Source organism: Alteromonas sp. 4NH20-0056 (assembly GCF_057539655.1).
Window position 1 is genome coordinate 128,484 of sequence record NZ_BAAJLS010000002.1, and the last position, 12,437, is coordinate 140,920.

The following is a 12,437-nucleotide window of genomic DNA, read 5'->3' on the forward strand; positions in this document are numbered from 1 at the left end:
TTTCTCCGGCGATTCAGACGAGCAACCAGCGGCAACAAGTACTGACATACATACAAGGGACAAGAGTTGGTTCTTTTTTAATGGCATGGTTTTATCCTAGTTCTTATTATAAATAATGGCGTATTGGTCAGACATGCTCTTCAAAGAGTATTTATCTAAAACAAGTGAATGAGACCTCATCACTCTTTCATCATGAGAGCTTGTGTTTGCTATCACCGAAGTTATAGTGTCAGCGAGCTCTTTAGCATCTCCTGCTGAAACATAATTTACATATTCGCTACTTACGAAGTGCCTTATGCCGCCAACGTCGGTAGTAACAACAGGCCTGCCTATTGCCATAGATTCTAATATTGTCATGGGCATAGCTTCATAGTGCGACGACAATACGAAAACATCGCAAGACTCTAGCTGCTCGCGCACATCCTCTCTGTACCCCATAAACTCAACATGTTGCTGAATATCTAGCGAAACTGCCAAGGCCTCTAGCGTTTTACGTTCTGGCCCATCGCCAACAATTTTTAGTTTAACGGGTAAGGTGGTGCTTTGTAACACCTGCTTAAAAGCCTTTAACAACAGCGGTTGGTTCTTAACGGGGTCTAGGCGGCCTACCGTACAAATTACTTTTTCACCGGTAGTGGTAGTTTTTTTAGGTGAAATTGAAGATGGGACATCAACCCCATTTTGAATAAGGTGAAGCCTACTAGGGCGAACGTTTACAACCTGCGTAACCCAGTCCATTAAGTCTTGAGATACGACCACATAGTCATTGATAAAGTAAGAGGACACTTTGCGAATAAAGTTATTCTTTTTATTCAACCCATCTTGTGCATCACCGCCATGTCCATGGTCGCTATGAACACGCGTTTTCACGCCGGCTAGATATGCCGTGATGTGGTATTCGATAGTGCCAAAATTATAAGTATTAATAACGTCAGGCTGCAAACCTTTAAGTAACGAAAACAGCCTTTTATGACAGCCTACGTCCTTACCTGGGCGCTTGTGCAAACAGTGAAGTTCAACGTGTTCATTAAGGCTAGACGTCATCTCATATTCAGGGATAAGCGTTACTATAATATGCTCGAAAGCGTCACTCGAACCGTTAATCAAGTTAACTATAACCTTCTCTAATCCCCCGCACCCCATACTATATACGAGATGGACAACCTTCTTTTTCATTGACTCACCGATTTTCATTTTCCATACTGGACATCCTTTGTGCTTGCACACTATATTCCATTTACCTTAAGAAAAAAATTATTTTGAGCGAAACGCCCCCCGCACATCAAATTAACGTAAAAAGTTTTACGTTAACGACACCTATGAGCGTCGAAGCACTAACCCCAATGTGGAAAGAAACCTTCAGTCAATCTAACACATCTTTCTTTTTAAGTTGGCGATGGATAAAGCCTTTCGCACTGCAAGCGGTAGAGGCAGGGTATGCCGTTCACGTAATTCAGGCATTATTAAAAGACAATACAACTGTTGGCTTAGCGATATTTTGTGAGCGAACGCAAACGCGCCACAAGCTCTTTCGATACAACCAATTATTTTTACACAAAACAGGCGATGAAGTACTTGATAAGACGTGGATTGAATATAACGACTTCCTACTTCACAACCAGTACGCGCAGGATACACGGGTTGCAATGTGGCGCTATATAAGCTCACACTTCACCCATATTGACGAATTTATTGTTGGCGTAAGCGCGAGGGACACTATCTTAGCCACGCAACGCATATTACCCCACTATTATTCTTGGGATTACATTGTCGACACAGGGCTTGTATTAACAACACCAAAGAATGAATTACCAAAATATAAAAGCAAGCAACTTACGTCTAACATTAAACGCAGCAATAAGTTACTTGCCGCCAGCAGCACATCAATTATCATTTCTGATGATAACGATGACTTCCTTCAAGCCTTGGAATCCATTTCACCTATGCACAAGGCTACGTGGAAGCAAGAAAGCGGGTTCTATCTTAAAGAATTCAAGCAGTACTTGGCTATGCTAACTAAGGTGCAAGATGAAACAAGGCTTGTGAGTGCATTACTTAAAACGCAAGAACGCATAGTAGCTGCTCTGATTGGCTTTATTCATAATGGAACGTTCTATTATTACCTGTCGGCAAATGAAACTAGCGAAAATAATAAAGTTAAGCATGGATTAAGCTTGCATCACTATGTTATTGAATGGTGTGCAAAACAGGGCATTAATCGCTACGACTTTCTTGCTGGTGACTATCGATACAAGCGCTCATTTTCAAATGAGAGCGTTGACTTTAGTTACACGTACTTTCAGCGCCCGACGATGAAGGCGAAGCTTGAAACCAAGCTACGCCTAATAAAGAAGAAGCTATTCTCTAAGGAATAGCTTTAACAATGTGCGGTCCAATCAATTTGGTAATGCCTATTGGTAGCTTTTGCCATACCTTAATTGCCAAGCCAAAGCTTTCATTATCTGGCGATAAGTCTGGCAACGCTTTACCTTCAGGTACATAGTGATACCAATAACACTGCTGAGGTTGTGCTCCCCATTGTTTTTTAAACTTATACGTTCCTGCATCGATAGAAGAACGGCCAAAGTCAAATTGCTCAAACCCGGCTTCAATGGCATAGCTTAAGATTTGCCAATACAAATACATGTTTACTGAAATACGATTGGCGTATCGCAATGTGCTAGCCCATGGTATCTCTAGCTTGTCTTTGTAATGCATTAAAAAACCTGTGGAGACTGGCTTTCCTTCCCAGTAAACCACACATATGCGGGCATTGGCTTCAAAAGTGTTTAGTATGTCGGCAAACAACGCTCTGCTGTAAACCGGCGTGCCAAGGTCTCTCATATTTTGACAAAAAACCTCATAAAAATCGTCTAGCAGCTCTTTGCCGCCAATTTTGTGGCTAACGCCTTCGCGGATGGGCCTTTTTATCTGCGAGCGACGCTTTGAACCAATAGACTTACCTAGCGCCTCTTGGCTCTCTGGCAAATCTAGAATCATATTCACTTTATGTGTCGACAAGTGAAACTCTGAAGGCATATTCTCTTCGCTACAACGAAACTGAACGTGTGACACGTTTAGCGCATCGGCTAGGCGTGTTGCAGCATTAATTAGCGCTGTAGATACTTCAGCATTATCAGCAAGTACGCCACCGTAGTTAAAGTACGGCATAGACACTAAAAAATTACCAAACACGATGCTTTTTAAATTAACTAACGGCAGTACGCCGACAACATCGCCTGCTGCATTTCTTGCTATAAAGTACCGAGGTTTTTGACTTAACGTTCTTTTAATTAAGCTTGCCCACGCCATTTTATGATAAAGCGTTCCTTTGCTGTGCTGCTCTACATAGGCATCCCACAGATTGTGATCTTCGTTTTTAACTTCTTCAACGTTATACAATGCCTTACTTCCATTAGTCATTCTGTGCTTCACCAATAATTCTAGTTCTGTCCATTATAAACTGACGTTCATTCAACGTAGGTAAATAAGGAAATGGCTGAACCCCTGCCTTATCGCGTGATAAGTACCATAAATTTCCCGCCATGAAGCTATTGGGGTTGTTCACATCCCCAACAAAAACATTGCCGCTAATAATACGCTCATCATCAAGCCTGCTTTCGACAAGCACATTCGCTTGTTTTCTATCGAAAAAAACAAGATTATTTTTGATTGTTATTTTGTTTACTTCGAATTGCTTGTTAACGTTTTTTTCGAGGCCATAAGCAATAAGCTGGCTATTTGAAGACTTATTGCCTTGTTGCAATATAGAGTTTGTTACGACAAGTTCGCCATAATTAGCCATGTCAATCAATCGGCTATCAACGCCCGTTAATGACGCAATAAGGCTGTTGTCGACTACCACACGTTTCGAGCGCGACTTAATGCCAGACCCTTCTTTCTTAGTGTTGGTAATTGATGAGTACAAAAACTGAAGCTCATCAGCTTTTATATAAAGTGCATGAGAATAACCATTACGGCTTCCCAGATGCTCAAAACGAGAATAAGCAATAACAACGTTGCCCGCGTCGCTTGCCGTCATCACACCTGACTCCGAGTCATGCACATAAATATCTTTTACGGTAAGGTTGGTTCCCTCGAAGCGTATACATGCACCGTTTCCTGCTGAAACACTGATGTTCACACACTCTATAGACTCGACGGTTACGTTATCGCCAGTAAGCACCAACGCAGCTTTGTTATCTGCAACTGCGCCGTCGAAAACCACGCCAGTCTCACCTAAAATCGAGATGTCGCTTGCACCAATATAAACGCCTTCGGTATACACCCCTTTTTCGAGGTAAATACGGCTGCCATCCTTAATATTACTAACGGCCTGTTTAAATGATGTAAACGGCACACCGTCGACAAACACTTTCTCAGCACGCGCCGTAAAACTGCTTACTATAAACAAAAAGGCGCATATCGCGATAATCACACGGGCTAGCGTTGCGCCTCCTTGCGCAAACGAATACATTTAAATAATGCCTCGCGTATCAATGACCACTTTTCTTGCTAGGCTTGCTTTGTCAGCAGACTTAAACTCTTTGTGATCGACTAATACAACAATAACGTTAGCTTTTTCGAGCGCTTGGTTTAATGAAACAAGCTCGATGCCTTTTTTGTTTAAATGGTCGGGCAATGCACTAATATTAGGCTCGACTGCCAACAATGAAAGCTCAGGGTTTGACGACAGTTCGTTCACAATCTGAACGGCAGGGCTTTCTCTTAAGTCATCAATATCAGCTTTAAATGCCAAACCTAGACATGCAATTACCGGCTTCTTAAATTCATCTGCTGCTGCAACAACTTGGTCTACAACGTAATGTGGCTTACCATCGTTAACCAAACGTGCTTGCTTGATTATCTTGGCTTCTTCGGGACAACTGTCAACAATAAACCAAGGATCTACAGCAATGCAGTGCCCGCCAACCCCAGGGCCTGGGTTCAATATGTTCACTCGCGGGTGGCGATTTGCCAACTTAATAAGTTCCCATACATTGATTTGCAACTTGTCACAAATAATAGACAACTCGTTAGCGAATGCGATATTCACATCGCGGAACGAGTTTTCAGTCAACTTAGCCATTTCGGCGGTTCTTGCATTAGTAACAATGCACTCACCACGCACGAACGTTTTATAAAGCGCTACGGCTTTCTCGCTACATGCAGACGAAATACCACCAATAACTCGGTCGTTAGACACCAATTCCTGCAATACATAGCCAGGTAAAACGCGTTCGGGACAATGTGCTACATTCACGTCTGCTTGCGCGCCCACGTCTTGCGGGAACGTAAGTTCTGGGCGGGCTTCTTTAAGCCATTCGGCGAGCTTCTCTGTTGCGCCTACAGGGCTTGTCGACTCTAAAATTACCAAGTTGCCCCTTTCGAGCACGGGTGCAATTGCTTTCGCTGCGCTTTCTATATAGCTAAGGTCTGGACTATTTGAATTATTTTCGCCTTTCTTAAAAGGGGTAGGAACCGCGATCATAAATGCTTCCGCGGGTTCAACCTTCAACGTTGCGCGCAAATTACCGGTAGAGACAACACTTTTTACCACAATGTCTAAATCTGGCTCTACAATATGAATTTTGCCTTGGTTTATGGTGTCGACCGCTTTTTGGTTTATTTCTACACCCACCACCTCAATCCCACGAGATGCGATAACTGCAGCGGTTGGTAAGCCAATGTACCCTAAGCCAATTACTGATACTTTTTTAAATTCCATTACTTTGAATCCTTTGCCAGTGTGGCTACTATTCTGCCTGAAGCCTTGCCGTCGCCATAAGGGTTATGCGCCATCGACATGGTTTTGTAACTTTCTTCATTGTTTAGTAGTTCAAGCGTTTCGCTAACAATTCTACTGGCATCGGTACCAACCAGTTTAACAGTTCCGGCTTCTACTGCTTCTGGCCTTTCCGTGGTATCGCGCATAACCAGTACCGGTTTACCTAACGAAGGGGCCTCTTCTTGTACACCGCCAGAGTCTGTAATAATAATGTGGCTTTTATCCATTAAGTAAACAAACGGCAAGTAATCTTGAGGCTCTATCAGGATGATATTGTCGTGCTTCGATAGTAGCCTGTTTACTGGCTCTCTTACATTTGGGTTCAAATGCATTGGATAAACAATTTGGACATCACTACGTTGTTCTGCAATTTCAGCAAGCGCAGTACAAATACGTTCAAAGCCGCCACCAAAACTTTCTCTTCTATGCCCAGTTACCAAAATAAGCTTTTTTGTTTTATCGATAAAAGAAAATGTTTCTTCGAACGTGGTAGAGAGCGCATTATCGCTGTTAAGTTTTTCTCGCACCCATAAAAGTGCATCGATAACAGTATTACCCGTGACGGTTACCTTGCTTTCAGGCACATTTTCAGCAAGTAGGTTACTTTTCGACAAGCTAGTTGGGGCAAAATGGTATTCTGTTAGTGCACCGGTAAGTTTTCTGTTCGCTTCTTCAGGCCAAGGCGAATATAAATTTCCCGTTCTTAAACCCGCTTCAACGTGCCCTACACTAATCTGCTGATAGAATGCAGCAAGCGATGCTGAGAACGTAGTGGTAGTATCGCCATGAACAAGCACAACATCGGGCTTAAACTCTTCAAGAACGGGCTTAAGCCCCTCTAAAATTCGGGTAGTCACCGCGTACAAGTCTTGCCCTGGCTTCATGATATCTAAATCATAATCGGGCGTAATTTCGAAAAGCGACAACACTTGGTCTAACATTTCTCGATGCTGAGCGGTAACACAAACCTTTGCGTCGACATCTGAACTGCCTGCTAATGCATGTACTAGCGGGGCCATTTTTATCGCCTCTGGGCGTGTACCAAAAACGGTAAGAACTTTTTTCATGCGTTTGCCTTTATTATCTATGCAGTTAATTTTCCCTAATGCCCATCATTTTGCCTTACCTAGGTTGATATTTACAGTCAATAATTCGCTAACTTTCTACTTCTATTGTTCACTTACATTTTGTGAGCGTGTATTCTCATTTCAATAAAAACATGCGCTGGCGTGAATAAACGTAAAGGACACCGTAAAAATGCTTGGTTTAGCACTAAAAGCTATGGACGCATTCAACCATATTAAACATAAAAGCAACCCGCTACCTGTGTTGTATTTTCATAGAGTAATGCCTGAGCCAGACCCGTTTTGCCCAGACGACTGGACCGCAGACCGCTTTGAAGAACTAATTGCAGGGCTAAAAAAATACTTTTCTATCCTCTCACTCGATAATGCCATGGCACTTTTAAATAACGGCACTCTTCCTGCGAACGCGTTGTGCTTAAGTTTTGACGATGGTTATGCCGACAATTTTGAATATGCTGCACCTATTTTGCAAAACGTAGGCGCTAAGGGGTGCTTTTTTGTTGCCTCTGAAGGCACGGCACGAGGCTATCTGTGGAACGATAAATTAGCCTTCATCCTAAAGAAAACTCAGCACAAAACCCTAACGTTTAATGAGTGCACTTACGACTTAACCTCGTTAGAAAAACGCGCAAATGCGTACCATACGCTAGTAACTATCATAAAAATAAAGAAAAACGATGAACGCGATAAAGCGCTTGTTGATATTGAAGAACAGTTAGGGGCATATACACCTCCTAGGTGCATGATGACTGATAAGCAGCTAATTACCCTCCAAGAGCAAGGACACACTATTGGTGCGCATACAGTCACACATAGTATACTCTCATATCAGCCTGACCCTATTGCAAAAAAAGAGATCGAAGATTCTATAAACGACTTAAATAAATTCTTGCCAACGCCAGTAAACTTTTTTGCTTACCCCAACGGTTGGTACGGACAAGACTTCACCGCTAAGCACGAAAACATGTTGAAACAAACCAGTGTTCAATATGGTTTAGCCACTAACGACGGTGGCATAACAACTAAAACGCCACGCACATGCCTACCAAGGTTTATGCCCTACAGAAAAGACTTTAACCAGTTTTGTATTTCTATCAAAAAAATTGCGGGAGAAACAATAAGTGAGTAACAAGCAAAAGACGCTGCTAATGGTGGCCTTCGAATTTCCACCAAGTAATGGCGCTTCTGTACCTCGCATTGAAAGTTTTTATCGCTATTTAAAGTTGTGGGGCTGGAAAGTAGTAGTATTAACAGCTAACGAAAGAGCATATCAAAGGTTTAACGCAGAATATAAAGACGGTAGTGACGATTTAATTTATCGTGCATTTGCGTTAGATGTGCCACGCCATTTGTCGATAAAAGGCAAATACCTATCGTCTTTAGAACGGCCAGACCGTTGGGGCTTAACATGGGTACCATGCGCAGTTCACGTTGGTAAAAAACTCATTAAGAAATATAACCCCGACGTGATATGGTCTTCATCACCCATACCCAGTACTCACCACATAGCCGGAAAATTAGCAGATAAAGCCAATATTCCATGGGTTGCAGACTACCGCGACCCTTTTCATTACATGAATGGCTCGGCGGGTGCAACGCTTGACAAGATACAAGCGAGAATAGACAGGCATACATTAGAAAACGCTCACAAATTAACGTTTGCGACAGAACAAGTTGAACAACTTTATTGTGACAAGTACGGCGACATGGTGTCATCGAAAAGCAGTGTTATTGAAAACGGTTTCGATGAAATGAATTTCGAAAAACTTAAAACAATGGAAGCCCCTCCTTCCCCTTTCGATGACAATAAATTTAGCTTGTATTACTCGGGCGTGCTTTACCCCCATGGTAGAGACCCGTTACCTATTTTTAACGCATTAGCGCTATTACAGCGTGAAGGACAAATTTCCGAGAGTAACTTTGAACTTGTATTTCAGGGGGCGGGAGACGGCAAAAATTTTAAGAGTTCGTTAAACGATTTGGGTATCGAAGCCCTGGTTAAATTTGTATCTCCGGTGCCTTTTTTGCACGCTTTGTCGAATATGATGACATGTGATGCGCTGTTGCTTATTCAAGATGAAAGGTTTAATAAGCAAATACCAGGTAAGTTGTACGAGTATTTAAGAACACAAAAGCCATTATTAGTAAAATCTCACCGCGATGGAGCGACGTATAAATTAGCGACTAATCATGAAGGGACAGTAGCTGGATATAGCGATAAAGAATTAGGAAACGCATTGATATATCTTCTAGAAAACCAAGGTTTAAATATCAACAGAGACTTATCATCACATAGCAGGGAACGCAAAACTGAGCAATTGTTAGCGTTATTAAAAACTTTGTAAAAATATGTAATCTTTAGATTGCGTTTTGAGGTCAGCTTTTGTGCTACGCTCGTTTCGTTATTATTTATATTTTTCACTGATTCAAATCAATCGGCTAATCTATATTTTTAGTATCCTGAACCAAATACAGAGGACGTTGTTTTACTTCGATAAATATCCTCGCTAGGTACTCACCGATGATCCCTAAACACATTAAAATGAGCCCTCCAATAAATAGCGTAACGACCATGAGCGAAGCATACCCAGGCGTATCTATTCCTGAAAGAAGTGTTTTAATAATAAGATAAATGCCATATAGAAAAGAAAAAATCGACATTGAAGCGCCGAGGTAAGACCATACTTTCAAGGGTAAAGATGTAAATGATATAAACCCTTCTAGGGCAAGCTTGTACAGCTGAATATAGTTCCACTTGGTAGTACCCGCAACACGCTCAGGTCTTGTATATTCTATAGTAACCTGCGAAAAGCCAAGCGATGCAAACAGCCCCTTCATAAATCGAGTTCGTTCTCTGTAATCTTTTAAAGCATTAATAACTTTACGATCCATCAATCGAAAATCACCAACATTGTTTGGTATTGAGACATCAGATATACGATCTATCAATTGATAAAATAAATTCGAAGTAAAACGTTTTAATTTAGAGTCTGAAGATCTATCGATACGTTTAGCAAGAACCACGTCATATCCGCCGGCCCATTCAGCAACCATTTTACCGATTAGTTCAGGTGGGTCTTGCAAGTCGCAATCTATCGGTATAGCAGCATCTCCGGTACAATAATCTAGGCCGGCAGTAAGCGCTATTTCTTTGCCATAATTTCTTGATAGATTTATTACCTTTATATTTGAGTCAGCAGCGGCAGCTAAACGCAGTTTTTCTAAAGTTGCATCTGAACTTCCATCATTTACGCAAATAATCTCATAATTTGCATCGATTTTTAAAAACTCAGCTTTTATCGATTTAAAAAATATATCTACGACCTCTTCTTCGTTGTACATTGGAGCAACAAGGGAGATTAAAGGTAGATTTTCATTCATAGTCGTGTATACCTAAACTAAATGGGTCGTTAGAAAAATGATTTATCCGAAGCGCTACGAATATAACCTTACCAGTGTAAGGCTGTGAAAAATAGCTATTTTGAGAATATACTTTCGGTTCTCGGATAAACTCATTACAGTACACTTCAAATGATATCTCCTCTCATAAATTGAGTCGATAAACCACATTATATACAATCCTACAGAGAAGCTTTTAAGATAACTATCCTTGGAGTAATAATAAACGATGCTACACACAATGCTCGACAACGTACTCATAAAAACGTTGGCTAAGTTTTTTTCGATAGGCATATTCGCGACATTGATACATGTTTTTGTATTTTGGGCAATTTTAGCGAGTGAGTTGACAAGTAACCAGGTCGCTAATTTAGTCGCATTCCTCATAGCATTAGCTTTCTCGTTCGTAGGTCAAACATACGTTACGTTTGAAAAATCATCTGAAAACATGACAGCAACTATGAGTTTGCGGTTTCTCAGTACAGCTATTATAGGTTATTCTATAAATGCTTTCTGGGTATTCTTTGTCGACAATTTACTACAGATAGACGCGCAGTGGTCAATCGTCGGTATCGCCTTTTTAACACCGATAATTACATTCATACTTCTATCCAAATGGGTTTATAGGGAAGACGAATAAAAATGGAAATGATAAAAACCTACGTAATAGATCAATTACAATATTTTAAGTTCGCAAGAGCTGATTATCGTCTACTCACAATAGCATTAGCCATTTTCGGGTTATGGGGTCTTCCAGTAATACTCGGTGATATTTATCATCAGGATGATATCTACAGGGCAATTACAGGCAATTATGATTGGTATGGATTAGGCCGACCAATAGCTCAAGAAGCCTCTCGCTTGATATCCGGAAGTGGTCTCGTTTTAATTGACGTAGCTCCACTCACGCAAATCGTAAGTCTCTTATTGTTATCTTTAGCGGTAACGATTGTAGCCAGTTTTGTCTCCAAATATTACCAACAAAGAATTGTCTTTACTTTCGTTCTTTTCTTTCTCAATCCCTTCTTTTTATACAATTTATATTACCGCTTTGATTCTATCGGCATGGCACTGGGTATCTTCTTTGTCGCGCTAGCATTTTCTTTGCGACCATTAGCGAACCGCTATTACTTGATGTTTTCATCTGCATTCCTCGTTGCTGGCCTATGTAGTTACCAAGCTATCGTAAATTTGTTTATAGCGCTTATCGGACTAGAACTTTTAATTGTGGTTTTTTCAAACCGAAGAACTGAGCTAGTAAAAATAATTTCGCTACGCATATCAAGTTTTGTAGCAGCTTATGTTTTTTACTATTTGACTGTAGGACTCATTGTGAGTGCACGCACTGAGCGATCTTCACTTTTGCTATTCAAAGAAGGTGGTTTGTTTCAAGCATTTGGTAACATATCGCGATTTATAAACTATACGATTGACTTATACGTAACTTCACCGTTGTTAATTGTGATGTGTCTTACTGTATTTCTTGGTCTGCTCTTTAGCAGGTCAAGTATTGCGGAAGGTGGCAAAAGGAACTTCTACTTATTACTAAGTTTGTTGTTTGTTGTTTTGTCGTTGTTTGGACCTCTCTTTTTACTTAGTAATACGTTAGTACATTTCAGGACTATTCCTACTGCAACTGCGTTTTGTGCTTTAGTTATATTATTTTTTAGTTTAAGAAACAGTAAATTAGATTTTCTCGCGTTGATTCCTATAGCTATCGTTATTTCGCTTAGCTATCAAATTGGTAATACCTATAAAAGCCAAAGAAGCTTCGATAATAGTTTAATAACTAACATCGCACGAGAGGTAGCAATATTGGACGTTGAGTATGATGAAATCATCGTGACAGGAAGGAATTCAAGACCCATATTTACCATGAATGCCGTAAATGAAAACAAAATGATTGGAGAATTTGTAAAGCCAATTACAGGTTGGCAACTTGATGGATTACTTATGAACTCAGGGGTTAATAAAATCATATTTCGTTGGGGCTCTGAAAAACGTAAAGTAATTAGCGAGATGAAAGAATCACGATGTTCAAACTTTAAGACGCTCCTGCAATCAGATAGCTTCGATATTTATAAGTCGAAAAAATTAATTCACATAGCAATTGGTAAAGATAGAAGAAACTTCTGTTTCTGATTTTAATCATCAACAAATTCTAT

General features: G+C 40.7%; 11 protein-coding genes. 5 read left to right on the forward strand and 6 right to left on the reverse strand.

Features of this window, described 5'->3' with window-relative positions; all coding sequences use genetic code 11:
* Window positions 1-96: 96 nt before the first annotated feature.
* Complete coding sequence (locus AC27EZ_RS04170; protein ID WP_487134113.1) at window positions 97-1,176, reverse strand: glycosyltransferase; 1,080 nt, start codon at window positions 1,174-1,176, stop codon at window positions 97-99.
* Window positions 1,177-1,319: 143 nt separating this feature from the next.
* Between AC27EZ_RS04170 and AC27EZ_RS04175 the strand changes: the two genes are divergently transcribed.
* Entirely contained in the window at window positions 1,320-2,375 is a 1,056-nt protein-coding gene (locus AC27EZ_RS04175) for a GNAT family N-acetyltransferase (protein WP_487134114.1), read from the forward strand.
* Here the strand turns inward: AC27EZ_RS04175 and AC27EZ_RS04180 are convergent.
* The 4 genes from AC27EZ_RS04180 to wecB are packed head-to-tail and all read right to left on the reverse strand — an operon-like array spanning window position 2,365 to window position 6,855.
* Complete coding sequence (locus AC27EZ_RS04180) at window positions 2,365-3,423, reverse strand: FemAB family XrtA/PEP-CTERM system-associated protein (RefSeq protein WP_487134115.1); 1,059 nt, start codon at window positions 3,421-3,423, stop codon at window positions 2,365-2,367. The two genes, AC27EZ_RS04175 and AC27EZ_RS04180, sit on opposite strands and share 11 nt — an antisense overlap.
* Window positions 3,416-4,477: a right-handed parallel beta-helix repeat-containing protein gene (locus tag AC27EZ_RS04185; RefSeq protein ID WP_487134116.1), complete on the reverse strand. Its 1,062-nt coding sequence runs from the start codon at window positions 4,475-4,477 to the stop codon at window positions 3,416-3,418. The genes AC27EZ_RS04180 and AC27EZ_RS04185 overlap by 8 nt, the downstream gene beginning before the upstream one ends.
* Window positions 4,478-5,728: a UDP-N-acetyl-D-mannosamine dehydrogenase gene (wecC, locus tag AC27EZ_RS04190; RefSeq protein ID WP_487134117.1), complete on the reverse strand. Its 1,251-nt coding sequence runs from the start codon at window positions 5,726-5,728 to the stop codon at window positions 4,478-4,480.
* Window positions 5,728-6,855, reverse strand: a complete 1,128-nt coding sequence (gene wecB, locus AC27EZ_RS04195) for a non-hydrolyzing UDP-N-acetylglucosamine 2-epimerase (RefSeq protein ID WP_487134118.1) — start codon at window positions 6,853-6,855, stop codon at window positions 5,728-5,730. Before wecB ends, wecC begins: the two co-directional genes overlap by 1 nt.
* A gap of 190 nt (window positions 6,856-7,045) precedes the next feature.
* Between wecB and AC27EZ_RS04200 the strand changes: the two genes are divergently transcribed.
* Together AC27EZ_RS04200 and AC27EZ_RS04205 are read left to right on the forward strand one after the other, a co-directional pair.
* Entirely contained in the window at window positions 7,046-8,002 is a 957-nt protein-coding gene (locus tag AC27EZ_RS04200; protein ID WP_487134119.1) for a polysaccharide deacetylase family protein, read from the forward strand.
* Window positions 7,995-9,218, forward strand: coding sequence for a glycosyltransferase (locus tag AC27EZ_RS04205; protein ID WP_487134120.1), 1,224 nt, complete (start codon window positions 7,995-7,997; stop codon window positions 9,216-9,218). Before AC27EZ_RS04200 ends, AC27EZ_RS04205 begins: the two co-directional genes overlap by 8 nt.
* A gap of 94 nt (window positions 9,219-9,312) precedes the next feature.
* On the opposite strand, the gene AC27EZ_RS04210 is transcribed toward AC27EZ_RS04205, so the two are convergent.
* Window positions 9,313-10,254 carry a glycosyltransferase family 2 protein gene (locus tag AC27EZ_RS04210; RefSeq protein ID WP_487134121.1) on the reverse strand — a complete coding sequence of 314 codons (942 nt, stop codon included), beginning with the start codon at window positions 10,252-10,254 and terminating at the stop codon, window positions 9,313-9,315.
* 259 nt (window positions 10,255-10,513) lie between these two features.
* Between AC27EZ_RS04210 and AC27EZ_RS04215 the strand changes: the two genes are divergently transcribed.
* Both AC27EZ_RS04215 and AC27EZ_RS04220 read left to right on the forward strand, forming a co-directional pair.
* A complete protein-coding gene (locus tag AC27EZ_RS04215; RefSeq protein ID WP_487134481.1) occupies window positions 10,514-10,912 on the forward strand; it encodes a GtrA family protein in 399 nt (132 codons plus the stop codon).
* Between the two features lie 2 nt (window positions 10,913-10,914).
* Window positions 10,915-12,414 carry a glucosyltransferase domain-containing protein gene (locus AC27EZ_RS04220; protein ID WP_487134122.1) on the forward strand — a complete coding sequence of 500 codons (1,500 nt, stop codon included), beginning with the start codon at window positions 10,915-10,917 and terminating at the stop codon, window positions 12,412-12,414.
* Window positions 12,415-12,437: the final 23 nt, after the last annotated feature.

Bases quoted from the DNA above. Each gene is read 5' to 3' on its own strand.
- AC27EZ_RS04170 (WP_487134113.1), bottom strand. From the start codon at position 1,176: ATGAAAAAGAAGGTTGTCCATCTCGTATATAGTATGGGGTGCGGGGGA.
- AC27EZ_RS04220 (WP_487134122.1), top strand. From the start codon at position 10,915: ATGGAAATGATAAAAACCTACGTAATAGATCAATTACAATATTTTAAG.
- wecC (WP_487134117.1), bottom strand. From the start codon at position 5,728: ATGGAATTTAAAAAAGTATCAGTAATTGGCTTAGGGTACATTGGCTTA.
- AC27EZ_RS04215 (WP_487134481.1), top strand. From the start codon at position 10,514: ATGCTCGACAACGTACTCATAAAAACGTTGGCTAAGTTTTTTTCGATA.
- AC27EZ_RS04210 (WP_487134121.1), bottom strand. From the start codon at position 10,254: ATGAATGAAAATCTACCTTTAATCTCCCTTGTTGCTCCAATGTACAAC.
- AC27EZ_RS04175 (WP_487134114.1), top strand. From the start codon at position 1,320: ATGAGCGTCGAAGCACTAACCCCAATGTGGAAAGAAACCTTCAGTCAA.
- AC27EZ_RS04185 (WP_487134116.1), bottom strand. From the start codon at position 4,477: ATGTATTCGTTTGCGCAAGGAGGCGCAACGCTAGCCCGTGTGATTATC.
- wecB (WP_487134118.1), bottom strand. From the start codon at position 6,855: ATGAAAAAAGTTCTTACCGTTTTTGGTACACGCCCAGAGGCGATAAAA.
- AC27EZ_RS04200 (WP_487134119.1), top strand. From the start codon at position 7,046: ATGCTTGGTTTAGCACTAAAAGCTATGGACGCATTCAACCATATTAAA.
- AC27EZ_RS04180 (WP_487134115.1), bottom strand. From the start codon at position 3,423: ATGACTAATGGAAGTAAGGCATTGTATAACGTTGAAGAAGTTAAAAAC.